The sequence below is a fragment of the Streptomyces sp. NPDC048565 genome (assembly GCF_040650935.1).
Lineage (GTDB): Bacteria > Actinomycetota > Actinomycetes > Streptomycetales > Streptomycetaceae > Streptomyces.
Genome location: NZ_JBEZIH010000017.1, coordinates 136,306 through 150,421 on the forward strand (window position 1 = coordinate 136,306; position 14,116 = coordinate 150,421).

Annotated in this window: 13 protein-coding genes; 4 read left to right on the plus strand and 9 right to left on the minus strand. The window is 73.2% G+C overall.

What is annotated here, in order from left to right; genetic code table 11:
• Positions 1–57: 57 nt before the first annotated feature.
• Genes AB0C75_RS21345 through AB0C75_RS21360 form a run of 4 tightly spaced genes read right to left on the minus strand, consistent with a single transcriptional unit; the run spans position 58 to position 4,016 of the window.
• The gene (locus tag AB0C75_RS21345; RefSeq protein ID WP_362893071.1) at positions 58–1,047 is read right to left on the minus strand and encodes an iron-siderophore ABC transporter substrate-binding protein; all 990 of its coding nucleotides are present in this window, start codon (positions 1,045–1,047) and stop codon (positions 58–60) included.
• A gap of 1 nt (position 1,048) precedes the next feature.
• Entirely contained in the window at positions 1,049–1,927 is an 879-nt protein-coding gene (locus AB0C75_RS21350) for an ABC transporter ATP-binding protein (RefSeq protein ID WP_362893073.1), read from the minus strand.
• Positions 1,924–3,009: an iron ABC transporter permease gene (locus AB0C75_RS21355; RefSeq protein WP_362893075.1), complete on the minus strand. Its 1,086-nt coding sequence runs from the start codon at positions 3,007–3,009 to the stop codon at positions 1,924–1,926. The genes AB0C75_RS21350 and AB0C75_RS21355 overlap by 4 nt, the downstream gene beginning before the upstream one ends.
• Positions 3,006–4,016 (minus strand): iron ABC transporter permease, encoded by a 1,011-nt coding sequence (locus AB0C75_RS21360; RefSeq protein ID WP_362893077.1) that lies wholly within the window; start codon positions 4,014–4,016, stop codon positions 3,006–3,008. The genes AB0C75_RS21355 and AB0C75_RS21360 overlap by 4 nt, the downstream gene beginning before the upstream one ends.
• Positions 4,017–4,185: 169 nt before the next feature.
• Between AB0C75_RS21360 and AB0C75_RS21365 the strand changes: the two genes are divergently transcribed.
• Positions 4,186–4,803, plus strand: coding sequence for an HAD hydrolase-like protein (locus AB0C75_RS21365; protein ID WP_362893079.1), 618 nt, complete (start codon positions 4,186–4,188; stop codon positions 4,801–4,803).
• A gap of 25 nt (positions 4,804–4,828) precedes the next feature.
• On the opposite strand, the gene AB0C75_RS21370 is transcribed toward AB0C75_RS21365, so the two are convergent.
• Positions 4,829–5,065 (minus strand): hypothetical protein, encoded by a 237-nt coding sequence (locus AB0C75_RS21370; protein ID WP_362893081.1) that lies wholly within the window; start codon positions 5,063–5,065, stop codon positions 4,829–4,831.
• Between the two features lie 165 nt (positions 5,066–5,230).
• On the opposite strand from AB0C75_RS21370, the gene AB0C75_RS21375 reads away from it, so the two are divergent.
• The gene (locus tag AB0C75_RS21375) at positions 5,231–5,614 is read left to right on the plus strand and encodes a cold-shock protein (protein ID WP_362893083.1); all 384 of its coding nucleotides are present in this window, start codon (positions 5,231–5,233) and stop codon (positions 5,612–5,614) included.
• Positions 5,615–5,638: 24 nt separating this feature from the next.
• Here AB0C75_RS21375 and AB0C75_RS21380 read toward each other — a convergent pair whose 3' ends face one another.
• From AB0C75_RS21380 to AB0C75_RS21395, 4 genes are all read right to left on the minus strand, one after another.
• Positions 5,639–6,544, minus strand: a complete 906-nt coding sequence (locus tag AB0C75_RS21380) for a 1,4-dihydroxy-6-naphthoate synthase (RefSeq protein WP_362893085.1) — start codon at positions 6,542–6,544, stop codon at positions 5,639–5,641.
• Positions 6,516–7,235 carry a futalosine hydrolase gene (locus tag AB0C75_RS21385; RefSeq protein WP_362893087.1) on the minus strand — a complete coding sequence of 240 codons (720 nt, stop codon included), beginning with the start codon at positions 7,233–7,235 and terminating at the stop codon, positions 6,516–6,518. The genes AB0C75_RS21380 and AB0C75_RS21385 overlap by 29 nt, the downstream gene beginning before the upstream one ends.
• Before the next feature lie 70 nt (positions 7,236–7,305).
• Complete coding sequence (locus AB0C75_RS21390; RefSeq protein ID WP_362893089.1) at positions 7,306–7,788, minus strand: DUF2771 domain-containing protein; 483 nt, start codon at positions 7,786–7,788, stop codon at positions 7,306–7,308.
• Between the two features lie 27 nt (positions 7,789–7,815).
• Positions 7,816–9,279: an MFS transporter gene (locus AB0C75_RS21395; RefSeq protein ID WP_362893091.1), complete on the minus strand. Its 1,464-nt coding sequence runs from the start codon at positions 9,277–9,279 to the stop codon at positions 7,816–7,818.
• 461 nt (positions 9,280–9,740) lie between these two features.
• On the opposite strand from AB0C75_RS21395, the gene AB0C75_RS21400 reads away from it, so the two are divergent.
• Positions 9,741–10,676 (plus strand): DUF3027 domain-containing protein, encoded by a 936-nt coding sequence (locus AB0C75_RS21400; protein WP_362893093.1) that lies wholly within the window; start codon positions 9,741–9,743, stop codon positions 10,674–10,676.
• 238 nt (positions 10,677–10,914) lie between these two features.
• The gene (locus tag AB0C75_RS21405) at positions 10,915–14,094 is read left to right on the plus strand and encodes a molecular chaperone Hsp90 (RefSeq protein ID WP_362893095.1); all 3,180 of its coding nucleotides are present in this window, start codon (positions 10,915–10,917) and stop codon (positions 14,092–14,094) included.
• The last annotated feature ends 22 nt before the right edge of the window (positions 14,095–14,116 follow it).

The following is a 14,116-nucleotide window of genomic DNA, read 5'->3' on the forward strand; positions in this document are numbered from 1 at the left end:
TCCCCCCGACCGCCTGTGGGGCGCGGACCTGACACCGCGCCCCACAGGCTTCAGTTCCTACTTCGTCAGGTCCGCCTCGAGTTCGTCGAGGATCTTGTCCGCCGCCGTGTAGCCGATGCCCTGGACCCACAGTTCGTCGTCGACGGGGAACACCTGGCCGGCCTTCACCGCGGCCATGTTCTTCCACAGGCCGCTGCCGATCGTCTGCGTCTCCCCGGACTTCTTCGCGTCCCCGTACGTCGAGTGGAAGATGACGTCCGCGTCGGCCTGGTCGATCTTCTCCGGGCTGACGTCGTACGAGAAGCCGTCCTTGGCCTTGTCCACGATCGCGGGCCTGCCGAGACCGACGTCGGCGAGGATCGTCGCGATGTAGTTCTCGCGGCCGTAGACGCGGATGTCAGCGCCTTCGACGAACCGCACCAGGTTGACCTCGGTGGCCGCCGCCTTCCTCTTGCCGCCGAGTGCCTCGGTGACCTCACCGACGTGCGTGTCGTACGCGGCGATGGCCTTCTCGGCGGCCGGTACCTTGCCGAGTGCGTTGGCGTGGATCTGGAAGTTCTCCTTCCAGGGGTAGCCCGTGTTCTCCGTCATGACCGTCGGCGCGATCTTCGAGAGCTCGTCGTACTTGTCGCCGTGGCGGATCTTGCTCGTGAGGATCAGGTCCGGTTCGAGCGCCGCGATGGCCTCCAGATTCGGCGTCATCATCTCGCCGACGTCCTTGATGCCCGCGACCTCGTCCTTCGGCAGGTAGCTCAGGTAGCCCGACTCGGTGCCGGTGTGCGTGGCGCCGACCGGCTTGACGCCGAGGGTGAGCGCGGAGTCCAGCTCGGCGGTGTCCAGGACGACGACCCGCTTCGGGGCGACGGGCACCTTGATGTTGCCCATGGCCGTGGCGACCGTGTGCGTCCTGCCGCCGGCCGACGACCCCGAGGAGCCGGAACCGGAACCCGAACCGGAGTCGGACGAGCCGCAGGAGGTGAGCGCCAGCGCGACGGCCACGGCCAGCGAGCCGGTGACGAGCGGACGGGCCGTGGAAGGTGAGGGCATGTCAGAGAGCCTTTCCGGAGGGGGAAGGGGAGGGAAGCGTGGGGTTCCAGGGCGCGCCCGGTACGACGAGCGGTGAGCCGGTGACCGGGTCGGGGATGACGACGGCCTCCAGGCCGAAGACCTCGTGTACGAGTCCGGCGGTGACGATGTCCCCGGGCCGCCCCTCGGCGACGATGCGGCCCGCCTTCATCGCGACGAGGTGATCGGCGTACCTGGCGGCCTGGTTGAGGTCGTGCAGGACGGTGACGACGGTCCGTCCCCGGCTGCCGTCCGCCGCCGGGGCGGCGAGCCTGCGCACCAGGTCCAGGACCTCGACCTGGTGCGCGATGTCGAGATACGTCGTCGGTTCGTCGAGCAGCAGCAGGTCCGTGTCCTGCGCGAGTGCCATCGCGATCCACACCCGCTGGCGCTGGCCCCCGGACAGTTCGTCCACCGCCCGGTCGCCGAGCGCGGTGATGTCCGTGCGCTCCATGGCGTCCGTCACCGCGCGTTCGTCCGCGTCCGACCACTGCTGCCACCAGCGCTGATGTGGTTGGCGGCCACGGGCGACGAGGTCGGAGACGGTGATCGCGTCGGGTGCCACGGGTGTCTGCGGGAGCAGCCCGACCGACTGGGCGATGGTGCGCGTGGGGATGCGTGACAGCTCCGTACCGTCCAGGAGCACCGAACCGCCGGCCGGTTTCAGCAGCCGGCCCAGGGCACGCAGGGTCGTCGACTTGCCGCAGGCGTTGGGGCCGACGATGACCGTCACGCATCCGTCGGGCACGGCCAGGTCCAGCTCGTGCACGACGGTGCGGTCGTCGTAGGCGAGGGTCAGGGCGTGCGCCGTGAGCCTGGACTGCGTCGTCGTGTCCGTGTCCGTGGGACAGGTGGTGCTCATGCGTTGCCTCCTGTGCGGCCGCCGTGGCCACGGATGATCAGCCAGATCAGGTACGGGGCGCCGACCGCCGCCGTCAGCACGCCCACCGGGAGTTCGGTGGGGGAGAAGAGCCTGCGGGCCAGCAGGTCCGCGATGACGACGATCAGGGCGCCGAGCAGGGCCGAGCACAGCAGCGGGATCTGTGCCGTACGTGTCATCCTCCGGGCGATCTGCGGGGCGAGCAGCGCCACGAAGTCGACCGGTCCCGCCGTGCCCGTCGCCACGGACGCCAGGACCACCCCGAGGGCGACGAGGCCCAGCCGTACGCGCCCGAGGCGTACGCCCAGGGCGGTCGCGGTGTCGTCGTCCAGCGAAACGGTGCGCTGCGCGCGTGCCGCCCACAGCACGGCGGGGAGCAGGACGAGGAGGGTCCAGCCGATCGGGGCGGCCTCGTCCCAGCCGCGGCCGTTGAGCGAGCCCGTCATCCAGATCTGCGCCTGCTGGGCGACCAGGTAGTCGCCCTTCGTCAGGAACAGGGTCGTCACCGACCGCAGGGCGACAGCGAAGCCGATCCCGATGAGGACGAAGCGGGTCGCGTGGAGGCCGCCGCGCCACGCGAAGACGTACACGAGCGCGGCTGCGGCGATGCCGCCGGCGACGGAGAGGAGGGGCAGGACGGTGTAGGAGGTGAGGCCGAAGGTCAGCGCGCCGACGGTGAGGGCGCTCGCGCCCTGGCTGACGCCGATGATGTCGGGGCTGGCGAGCGGGTTGCGGGCGACGGTCTGGATCAGTGCACCGGCGATCCCGAAGGCCACGCCGACGAGCAGCCCGACCACCATGCGGGGCAGCCGCAGGGTGCCCACGACCAGTTCTGCCGGTGACGGCCGGCCGAGTACGACCTTCACGGCCTCGGCGGGTGCCACGAAGCTCTCGCCGACGCACAGGTAGGCGACGCAGGCCGCCGCGAGCAGCAGGGCGAGGGCGAGGGCGACGAGGCCCGCCCGGCGGTGGAGCAGGAAGCCGGCCCGCTTCCCGAGCCGCAGGACCCGGTAGCCGGCGGGGCGGGCCGGGGTCCGCACGGGTGGCGCCGTGTCCGTGGTCACGCGGGCACCGCCTTCCGGCGTACGAGGGCGACGAGGAACGGCACACCGATCAGGGCCGTCATCACCCCTGCGGGGACCTCGCCGGGCGGGAAGAGGATCCGGCCGACGACATCGGAGACCAGGAGCATCACGGGCCCGACGAGGGCGGCCATCGGCAGCAGCCAGCGGTGGTCGCCACCCACGATCGCGCGGGCGATGTGCGGGACGGCGAGGCCGACGAAGGCGATCGGTCCGGCCGCGGCGACGCCCGCGCCGGTGAGCACGGTGGCGCCGATGCCGCCGACGACACGGACGGCGGCGACGTTCTGCCCGAGGCCCTTCGCGACGTCATCGCCCAGCGCCAGTGCGTCGAGGCCGCGTGCCACGGACACCACGAGGACCGCGCCGATCAGCAGGAACGGCCAGATCTGCTGGGCGACCCGGTCCTCACGGCCGGCGATCGAGCCCACCTGCCAGAAGCGGAACTCGTCGAGCGCCGCCGCCCTGGTGGTGAGCACCGCCATGGTCACCGACACCAGCAGCGCGTTGATGGCGGCTCCGCCCAGCGCGAGCTTCACGGGTGTCGCGCCGCCACGGCCCCGGGAGGCGATGGCGTACACGGCGACGGAGGCGACGCCGGCCCCCGCGAAGGCGAACCACACATAGCCGGTGAGGGTGTGGATCCCGGCGTAGGCGATGGCCAGGACGACGGCCGCCGAAGCGCCCTGGCTGATCCCGAGGATCCCCGGGTCGGCGATGGGGTTACGGGTGATGCCCTGGAGCACGGTGCCGGCGAGGGCGAGCGCCGCGCCGACCATCAGACCGGTCACGGTGCGCGGCACCCGCATCTGCCGGATCACCTCGGCGGCGTCCGAGTGCCCGCCGTGCAGCAGGGCGTCCAGGACCGCCGACGGCGCGATGGTCCGCGCCCCCACGGCGAGGCTGAGCAGCACGGCGAGCAGCAGGGCCACGACTGCGGCGGCGGTCGCCGTCGCGCGTCGGGACAGGCGGGGAGCGGCAGCTGCCATCGGAACCAATCGGGTGAGCGAGGATCAGGGGTCCGGGCCAGGGGTCCGGGCCCCGGGCGGGCGCGAAGTAAGGCTTGGCTAAGTGTATGGGTGGCCTGTGGGTCCGTCAGGGCTTCCGGATGGTGGGCGGCCGGTCGGCCGGGTCCGGGTGCTCGGCACAATGGGGCTTATGCCTACACACGCTCCGACGGTCGGCTTCGACCTCGATATGACGCTCATCGACTCGCGGCCCGGCATCAAGGCCGCCTACGAGGTACTGGCCGCCGAGACCGGTGTGTACATCGACACCGACCTGGTCGTCACCCGGCTCGGCCCGCCCCTGGAGGAGGAGATGGCGCACTGGTTCCCGGCCGACGAGATCGCGGAGGTCGCCGACCGGTACCGCGCGCTCTACCCGGAGACGGCGATCACCGGGACGACCGCGCTCACCGGCGCCCGGGAGGCCGTCGAGGCCGTCCAGGCGCTCGGCGGACGGGCGATGGTCGTCACCGCCAAGTACCAGCCGAACGCCAAGCTCCACCTCGACCACCTCGGCATAGCGGCCGACCTGCTGATCGGCGGGCTCTGGGCGGAGGGGAAGGCGGAGGCGCTCCTGGAGCACGGTGCGCGGATCTACGTCGGCGACCACACCGGGGACGTACGGGGCGCACGCGCGGCGAACGCCCTGTCGGTGGGGGTCACCACCGGTCCGTGCGACGAGCAGGAGCTGCGGGACGCCGGAGCCGATGTGATCCTGCCGGACCTCACGGCGTTCCCCGCCTGGCTGCGCGCCTACGTGGCGGGGTGACACGTACCGCGCCGGCCGCGGGTCACTACCTCGCCGCGGCGCGTTTCGGGGAGCTCTTCCACACGGACCGCACCACCCCCGCGGCCGCGATCAGGAAGCCGAGACCCATGAGCATGCACACCGCGTAGGCGATGGACGGGAACGGGTCGGTGCCCAGGAACAGTGGGGCCACAGTGACCAGTGTGGCCAGTGCGCCGATGAAGAAGACGATCGCGCCGACCTGTACGAGCCGGTCGCCTGCGCCGGAAGGAGTAGTACTCACCCGGTCAGGGTAGTTCCCAGCTCGGCGGCACCGTTCGGTGCCGTCTTGTGTCCGGCCCCTGGGCCATTAGCCTGGGGCGTGGCGGGTCTCGGACCCGCTGTACTGCTATCCGGAGCCGTTTCGCGGCTCCCCCGCGCACCGACGAGGACGAGGACGAGGACAGACGTGCCCACGGGTAAGGTCAAATGGTTCAATTCGGAAAAGGGCTTCGGCTTTCTCTCGCGTGACGACGGCGCCGACGTCTTCGTCCACTCCTCCGTCCTCCCGGCAGGCGTCGATGCGCTGAAGCCCGGTCAGCGCGTCGAATTCGGCGTGGTCGCCGGCCAGCGCGGTGACCAGGCCCTTTCCGTGGCGATTCTCGACCCCACGCCGTCCGTCGCCGCCGCGCAGCGGCGCAGGCCCGACGAGCTGGCCTCGATCGTGCAGGACCTCACGACGGTGCTGGAGAACATCACGCCGATGCTGGAGCGGGGCCGCTACCCCGACAAGGCGGCGGGTGCGCAGATCGCCGGCCTGCTGAGGGCGGTCGCCGACCAGCTCGACGTCTGAGGGCGCTCCGGTCCGTGCCTGGTGTCAGCGCCCGGTGAAGGACAGCGCGTCCGGGGCCAGCGCGGGTACGAGGCCTTCGGCCGCGGCCCGGGTCAGCAGGCCCCGGATCGCGGCGTAGCCGCTCTCGCCGAGGTCGGCGGTGAATTCGTTCACGTAGAGCCCGATGTGCTGGTCGGCCACGGACGGGTCCATCTCCTGGGCGTGCTCCGCGACGTAGGGACGCGAGCGCTCCGGGTCGTCCAGGGCCATCCGCACCGAGGTACGGATCGCATCCGCCAGCCGGTTCAGCGTCTCCTCGCCCAGCGAGCGCTTCGCGATGATCGCGCCGAGCGGGATCGGCAGGCCGGTGGTCGACTCCCAGTGCTCGCCCATGTCGGCGAGGCTGTGCAGCCCGTAGTCCTGGTACGTGAACCGGGCCTCGTGGATCACGAGCCCCGCGTCCACCCGGCCGTCGCGCACCGCCGGCATGATCTCGTCGAACGGCATGACGACGATCTCGCCCACGCCGTCCGGCACGACCTCGGCCGCCCACAGCCGGAACAGCAGATAGGCGGTGGAGCGCTCGCTCGGCACGGCGACGGTCTTCCCCGTCAGGTCCGCGCCCGGCTCCTTCGTGAGGACGAGCGGACCGCAGCCGCGCCCCAGCGCCCCGCCGCACGGCAGCAGCGCGTACTCGTCGAGCACCCACGGCAGGACGGCGTACGACACCTTCAGCACGTCGAGCTCACCACGCTCGGCCATGCCGTTGGTGAGGTCGATGTCGGCGAACGTGACATCGAGGGCCGGAGCGTCCGGGACCCTTCCGTGCGCCCAGGCGTCGAAGACGAAGGTGTCGTTCGGGCACGGCGAGAAGGCGATCCGCAGCGCGGGGAGCGGGGCGCCGGCGGAGCCGGTCACGGTGTCAGTGACGGTGTCGGTCGAGTCGGTCATGCCGGTTCCAACTTTCCACTACGGGTGCGGTCTTCCCGAACGCCTCGGTGAGCGCCGCCAGGGCGTCGCCGATCCGCCAGGCCTCGCGGTCGCGCGGCCCCACGGTGTTCGAGACGGCCCGGAGCTCCAGCGCCGGCACACCGAACCTGTCGGCGGCCTCCGCGACGCCGAAGCCCTCCATGGCCTCGGCGACGGCTCCGGGGTGCGCGGCCAGCAGCTCGGCGGTGCGGGCCGCGCTGCCGGTCACGGTGGAGACGGTGAGGACGGGGCCCGGCACGGCGCCGGTGGCCTCCGTCACGTCCCCCACGAGGGCTTCGGGCGGCAGGAAGGTGTCCCTGCCGAAGCCGAGACCGGTGACAGGAACGAAGCCGTCCGGGGTCTCGGCGCCCAGGTCCGCGGCGACGATCCGGGTCGCCACGACGAGGGAGCCGACGGGCGCTGCGGGTGCGAATCCGCCGCCGATACCGGCCGAGACGACGGCCGCGTACGGCGTGGCGCCGGGCGCGGCGGCGAGTGCGAAGGCGGTGACCGCGGCGGCGGCGGCCGGTCCCGCGCCGCCCGCCACGACATCGAAAGGACCGGCCCTGTGCAGCTCGGCGCCCGGCACCTCACGTATCGCGGGATCACCCCCGAACGCACGCGTGACCGCGTCCCGTTCGGCCGGGACAGCGGTCACGACAAGCACCCGCACGGCGGTGGTCCTCGGGTTCGGAGGGCGGATCGGAAGGGTCAGGACGGCGGGGCGTCAGGACGACAGGGCGTCAGGACGTCTTCGTGAGCTGGAAGTGCCAGACGCCCGTGAGCTTCTGACCCTTGGTCTCCACGACGCTGACCTGCGTCTTGTCCGACGTGGTCTCGCCGGTCTGGCTGGCGAAGAAGGCGCTGCCGGGGATCGTCCGGTAGGTCTTCTTGTACGGCTCCTGCTCGGCCTGCTGGCCGTTGATGAAGAGGGTCCAGCCGTGGTCGGCGACCTCGGGGTCGACCCCGAAGTGGACCTTGTCGTCCATCGCGACCTTGACGGTCTTGTCCGCCTTCTTGTTGAGGCAGCCCTGGATCTCGGATTCCTTGAGGGCGTCGCCGTCGTTGTAGCAGGCGGCCTCGGTGCTCACCGAGTTGTCGCCGACCGTCACGGTGGCGAGCGGCGTCGGCTTGTCGCAGGCGGACAGGACAAGGAGTCCCGCGGACACGGCTCCAAGAGCGACGCCGATTCGACGGCCCTTACCGGAGAAGAACGCAACGGTCATGCGCCGAAGGGTATCGGTCGGTGCCGCTCATGCCACGCGGGGGTGCGGCGAGCCGCGCCGTGCGGCCCCGAGCAGGCCCCGTACGGAGGCAGCGGCGCCGAGTGCGAGGAGCCCCGCGGCGACGGACATGCCGAGTACTCCGTTGAGGGGGAGCGCGATACCGATCGCGCCGCCGACGACCCAGGACATCTGAAGCAGCGTCTCCGACCGGGCGAAGGCGGATGTACGCACCTCCTCCGGCACATCGCGCTGGATCATCGCGTCGAGCGACAGCTTCGACAGGGCCTGCGTGAAACCCGCGGTCGCGGTGAGGGCGGCGACCAGCACCGTGCTGAAGAGCACCGCGGCGAGCACGGCGACCCCCAGGGCGAGCCCCAGCACCGTCGCGACGATCAGCTCGGGGCCGCGTGCCCTGAGCCATGCGCCCACCGCAGTGCCGAAGGCGTTCCCGGCGCCGGCCGCCACCCCGACGATGCCGAGGGAGACGGCGGCGCTCTGCCCCGACATGGGGTGCTCGCGCAGCAGGAACGCCAGGAAGAAGATGAGGAAGCCGGAGAGCCCGCGGTGCGCGGCGTTCGCCTGGAGGCCGTGCAGGACGGACGGCCCGACGGAACGCAGTCCGGGTGGCTTCTCCCGCCCGTTCCTCCGGCCGGAGAGCGTGCTCCCGTTCTTGCCGGTCCTGCCCGTCCTGCCGCTCTTCTCGTGCCCGGTGTCCTTGGCAGGCCCTGCGGGGGCGGGGACCGTGTCCTCGTGCGGGACGACGAGGCGGGCCTTGTGCTCACCCTTCGCGGAGTCGACCTTGGGCGGCAGCGTGAAGGCGAGGACGGTCCCGCCGAGGAAGATCGCGCAGGCCCCGTAGAGAGGCCAGGGGGACCCGACGCTCTGCAGCACCGCACCGATCGGCGCCGCGACACCGGTGGCCAGCAGGCCGGCCAGGGTGACCCGCGAATTGGCCTTCACCAGGGAGAAGCGGGGCGGCAGGAGCCGGGGCACGACGGCGCTGCGCACGACCCCGTACGCCTTCGAGCAGACCAGGACCCCAAGGGCCGCCGGATAGAGCTCCAGGCCGCCCGTGGCGACCGCGCCGGACATCGTGATCGCGAGCACCGCCCGCGCGCACATCGCACCGGCCATCGCGGCGCGGCGGCCGTGCGGCAGACGGTCCAGGAGCGGGCCGACCACCGGGGCGAGCAGAGTGAAGGGGGCCATGGTGACGGCGAGGTAGAGGGCGACGCGCCCCCGCGCCTCGTCCGTCGGTACGGAGAAGAACACGGTGGAGGCGAGGGCCACGGTGATCATGACGTCACCCGCGCCGTTGACCGCGTGCAGCTCGATCAGCTTACCGAGGCCCGACTCACCCGCCCCGTGCGCGTGGGTCGCCTTCCGGATTCCCCGCGCGGTTCCGGTGAACGGGGCGCGCAGGGCACGGGCCATCGCCCGGCCCGCCCTGCGGAGCGGACCGGATCCGTCGGACGACCTGGCGGCGGTCACGTGGTCATAGTGCCCCACCCCCCGCGGTCACGAACCCATGATCGGCCGGGGCGCGGCGCGGGCCGCTCCGTCGGGTGAGTCGTCCCGTCCGGAAACGGCCGGGATGCGGCCGGGACCCGCCGCTGGTCGGGGGCGGGGTTCCGGGCGGTCCTGCCTGCCGCCCGGGGGCGGATCCGGACCGTTACGGAAGGGTTCCCGTTCTGTTTGGGACGGGCAGGTGGGCGGCGGGCGGCGGAGAGGGTAGCGTGCACTCACGCGCCACCGGCGGTTGTTCTTGGCCGCGCGCCTCTCCGCGATCCCGCAGAATGGGTGGCAGAAGGCGCGCCCGAGGCAGGCACAACGGGTGTGGACGTCGACGCGGCCCCCAGGTCCGCTCCGCCCACAACTGTCATGGCCGAAATCGGACATCGATGGAGCTGCTGGCGCGCTCGTGAGACGGCGTATGGAGAGAAGCGAGACCTGTGAGTGCTGCGACGACGACGCGAAGCCGTACGGCCCGTACCCCCGCCCCAGACCGCCTGTGCGCCGAGGCGGTAGACCTCGCACGCGCGGCGGCGGAAGAGGCTGCCGCACCCGGAGTGGTGGGTGAGCATGTGGCGCTGGTCTCCGAGGGGGACCGGGTCGTCACGCACTACTTCGAGTCCAAGGAGCCCGGCTACCGGGGCTGGCGCTGGGCGGTGACCGTCGCCAGGGCCTCCCGCGCCAAGAACGTCACCCTTGACGAAACGGTGCTGCTGCCCGGCTCCGACGCGCTCCTGGCCCCCGAGTGGGTGCCCTGGAGCGAGCGGCTGCGGCCCGGCGACATGGGCCCCGGCGACCTCCTGCCCACCGAGGCGGAGGACCCGCGCCTTGAGCCCGGCTGGACGGGCGAGGACGAGCCCCTGCCGAATTCGCCGGTCTCGGAGGTGTCGCAGGAGCTGGCGGCCCTCGCCGACGCGGAGGACGCGGAGCTGACGACGCTGCCCGGGACGCGGCGCGGCTCGATCGCCGCGGTCGCGGACGAGCTCGGGACGCGGCGTGCGCGGGTGCTGTCCCGGTACGGGCTGCGGCTGGCGGCGGACCGGTGGGACGAGGAGTTCGGCGCGAAGACGCCCATGGCGCAGGCCGCGCCCGCGTCGTGCGTCACGTGTGCGTTCCTGGTGCCGATGGCGGGCTCGCTGAAGCAGGCCTTCGGGGTCTGCGCGAACGAGTTCGCCCCGGCGGACGGCCGGGTGGTCTCCCTGGCGTACGGCTGCGGGGGGCACTCCGAGGCGGCGGTCATGCCGAAGCCGCCGAAGCCGACGCCGCACGCGCTGGACACGATGCGGGTGGACGACTACTCCCTGCGTCCGGCCGACGACTCGGGCTCGGTCCCGGACCGGGCGGACGGCTCGACGGAGGACCTCGGCCACTCCTGACGCTCCTGCCCGCTGTGGGGTCCGGGCTTGCGGTGCCCGGGCATCGCGGAGCCCGGGAGCTCCCGGTGCGGGTTTTGTCCTCGATCGCCGGACGGGCTTGATGCTGCCCGGGTGGGGCTTTCGGCGAGGGGCCGGCCTCGATCGCTGGACGGCTGGTCTTGAGGGCTGTCCCTTCGCGGTACCTTCGGGCGCACACTGGGCGACAGGGTCACCGGAAGAGCGGAGTACGAGCGTGGGCATGAATGCGACCGAGGGGGCCGATCCGTTCGGGACGGCGCGACTGCGGCGCGGCGTGCTCGACGCCTGGGGCGCGGGGCCCGCCCGCTTCCGGGAGGACGCCAACGCCGAGGAGGACCTCGCGCTCGGCGGCTACCGCGACCGGCTGGTCGTCGAGCTGGCCCAGAACGCCGCCGACGCCGCCGCCCGCACCGGTGTCCCCGGCCGGCTCCGCCTCACCCTGCACGAGGCGGGCGACGGCAGCCCCGCCGTCCTGGCCGCCGCCAACAACGGTGCCCCGCTGGACGCGACGGGCGTCGAGTCGCTGAGCACGCTGCGGGCGTCCGCCAAGCGTGAGGGCCACGAGTCGTCGGTCGGCCGTTTCGGCGTCGGGTTCGCCGCCGTGCTGGCCGTCAGCGACGAGCCCGCCGTGATCGGGCGCCACGGCGGTGTCCGCTGGTCCCTCGCGGAGGCCCGCGACCTCGCGCGGCAGGCGGCCGTCGGCAGTCCCGGTCTCGGGGACGAGCTGCGGCGCCGCGACGGACACGTACCGCTGCTCAGGCTTCCGCTGCCCGCCGAGGGCACCGCGCCCGACGGTTACGACACCGTCGTCGTCCTGCCGCTCCGCGACGGCGTCGCCGAGGACCTCGTGAGCAGGCTGCTCGACGGAGTCGACGACGCGCTGCTCCTGACGCTGCCCGGCCTCGCCGAGGTCGTCATCGAGACCCCCGAGGGCGTACGGACGCTACGGCGCTCGCAGCACGGCCCGTACACGCACATCGACGACTCCGCGCACGGGCTGCACCGCTGGCGCAGTGTCGCCGCCCAGGGCCCCCTGGATCCCGCGCTGCTGGCCGACAGGCCCGTCGAGGAGCGGCTGCGTCCGCACTGGTCGGTGACGTGGGCCGTGCCCGTCGGTGAGGACGGGGCGCCGCAGCATCCCCGTACGGCGCCGGTCGTGCACGCCCCGACCCCCACCGACGAGCCCCTCGGCGTCCCCGCGCTGCTGATCGCCTCGCTGCCGCTGGACACCACCCGCAGGCACCCCGCGCCGGGACCGCTGACCGACTTCCTGGTGCAGCGCGCGGCCGACGCGTACGCCGAGCTGCTCGCCGGGTGGGAGCCCGTGTCCGTCGCGACGATCGCGCTGGTGCCTGCCGTGCTCGGCAAGGGGCCGCTCGACGGTGCGCTGCGGGCGGCGGTCCTGGAGCGGCTGCCCCGGATCGCGTTCCTGGAGCCCGCCGCGCCGAGGGACCCGGCCGAGGCCGCCGCCCAGTGGGACGACTGGGACGGATCGGGGGCCCCGGGCCCGGTGACGACCGCGCTGCGGCCCGTCGAGGCCGAGGTGGTCGAGGGGGTGGGCGACAGGACCGTGCGGGTACTCGCCGAGGTCCTGCCCTGTCTGCTGCCCGCCGGCCTTGAGCGCCGCCCCGAGCTGCGCACCCTCGGTGTCGCCCGGGTGCCGTTGACCGAGGCCATCGACCGACTGGCCGGTCTTGAGCGTGACCCCGCCTGGTGGCGACGGCTGTACGACAGCCTGGCCGGCGTCGACCCCGACCGGCTCTCCGGACTGCCCGTGCCCCTGGCGGGTTCCGAGGACGCGCCGCCCCGCACGACCATCGGCCCCCGCCAGGTGCTGCTGCCGCTGCCGGACGCGCTGACCGCGCCGGTGCTGGCCCGGCTGGCCAGGCTCGGTCTCAAGGTGGCCCACCCGGACGCCGCCCACCCCCTGCTGGAGAAGCTGGGCGCGCTGCCCGCCACCCCGCGCGCCGTCCTGACGACCCCGCAGGTCCGCGCCGCCGTGGCGGGTTCGCTGGACGCGGGTGAGATCTGGGACGAGGACGCCCTGGACGCGGACGAGCTCGCCGACACCGTCCTCACCCTCGTACGCGACGCGGACCTCGCGCCTGGCGACGAGCCGTGGCTGGGCGCGCTCGCCCTGCCCGACGAGGAAGGCGAGCCCGCGCCCGCCGGTGAACTCGTGCTGCGGGACAGCCCGTTCGCCCAGGTGATGCGGGAGGGTGAACTCGCCCTGTGCGACGCCGAGCTGACCGGGCGCTGGGGCGAACAGCCGCTGACCGCCTGCGGGGTGCTCGCCACCTTCGCGCTCGTGCGGGCCACCGATGTCGTCCTCGACCCGGATGAACTGGAGCCCCGTGACAGCGACTTCGCCGAGCCCGACGACGCGGGTCTGCTCGACGCCGTCGACGTGTGGTGCGAGGACGTCCTGGACCAGCTCCCGGACACCCCCGTTCCGCCGGTCGCCACCGAACTCGTCGCCGTACGCGATCTGGACCTCGTCGACGACGACGCCTGGCCGCAGGCGCTGGCGATGCTCGCCCGCCCGCCGCTGCGCGACGCGCTGACTCAGCCGGTGCGGGTGCTGCTCCCGGACGGTACGACGCAGTCGGTGCGGCCCTACACCGCGTGGTGGCTGCGCGACCACCCCGTGCTCGACGGCCGCCGCCCGGCCGGTCTGCGGGCTGCGGGCGGCGACCCGCGTCTGGCGGGTCTTTACGACTCCGCCGACGCGACGGGCTTCGACGACGCGCAGGTGCTGCGCGCCCTCGGCGTACGGACCTCGGTGGCCGCGCTCCTGGACGAGCCGGGCGGGGCGGCCGAGCTGCTGGGCCGGCTCGCCGACGACGAGCGTCCCGTCGGGCCCGTTCAACTGCACTCGCTCTACACGGCGCTCGCCGAGCTGGACCCCGAACAGGTCACGCTGCCCGATGAGTTGCGGGCCGTCGTCGACGACGAGGTGCGGGTCGCCGACGCGGCGGACGTGGTGATCGCCGACGCCCCCGACCTGTTGCCGCTGACCGGGGGACTGCCGCTGCTCCCGGTGGCCCCGGCGCGGGCGGCCGACCTGGCGGACCTGCTCCAGGTGCGGCGGCTCGGTGAGAGCGTCGAGGCGGTGGTGACGACGGAGGGCGAGGAGCACCGGGTACCGGAGTCTGTACGGATCCTGCTCGGCGCGGGGACCCCCGCTTCGTACGTCGAGCACGGCGAACTGCGCGCGGGCGGCGTCGAGCTGGACTGGCGCCGCACCCCGGACGGCGTGGTCCACGCGTCCACCCTGGAGGGCGTGGCGGCCGGTCTCGCCTGGGCGGCGGGGCAGTGGCCGCGCCGTTTCGAGGTGGCCGCCCTGCTGGAGGACCCGTCGCGCACGGAGGAGCTGGCCCGGGACCGCTGGTTCGACTGAGGCTGTCGGGGGCCCGCGACCG

Coding starts and splice junctions, on each gene's coding strand:
- AB0C75_RS21405 (WP_362893095.1), top strand. CDS start 10,915: ATGAATGCGACCGAGGGGGCCGATCCGTTCGGGACGGCGCGACTGCGG.
- AB0C75_RS21390 (WP_362893089.1), bottom strand. CDS start 7,788: ATGACCGTTGCGTTCTTCTCCGGTAAGGGCCGTCGAATCGGCGTCGCT.
- AB0C75_RS21380 (WP_362893085.1), bottom strand. CDS start 6,544: ATGACCGACTCGACCGACACCGTCACTGACACCGTGACCGGCTCCGCC.
- AB0C75_RS21365 (WP_362893079.1), top strand. CDS start 4,186: ATGCCTACACACGCTCCGACGGTCGGCTTCGACCTCGATATGACGCTC.
- AB0C75_RS21345 (WP_362893071.1), bottom strand. CDS start 1,047: ATGCCCTCACCTTCCACGGCCCGTCCGCTCGTCACCGGCTCGCTGGCC.
- AB0C75_RS21350 (WP_362893073.1), bottom strand. CDS start 1,927: ATGAGCACCACCTGTCCCACGGACACGGACACGACGACGCAGTCCAGG.
- AB0C75_RS21360 (WP_362893077.1), bottom strand. CDS start 4,016: ATGGCAGCTGCCGCTCCCCGCCTGTCCCGACGCGCGACGGCGACCGCC.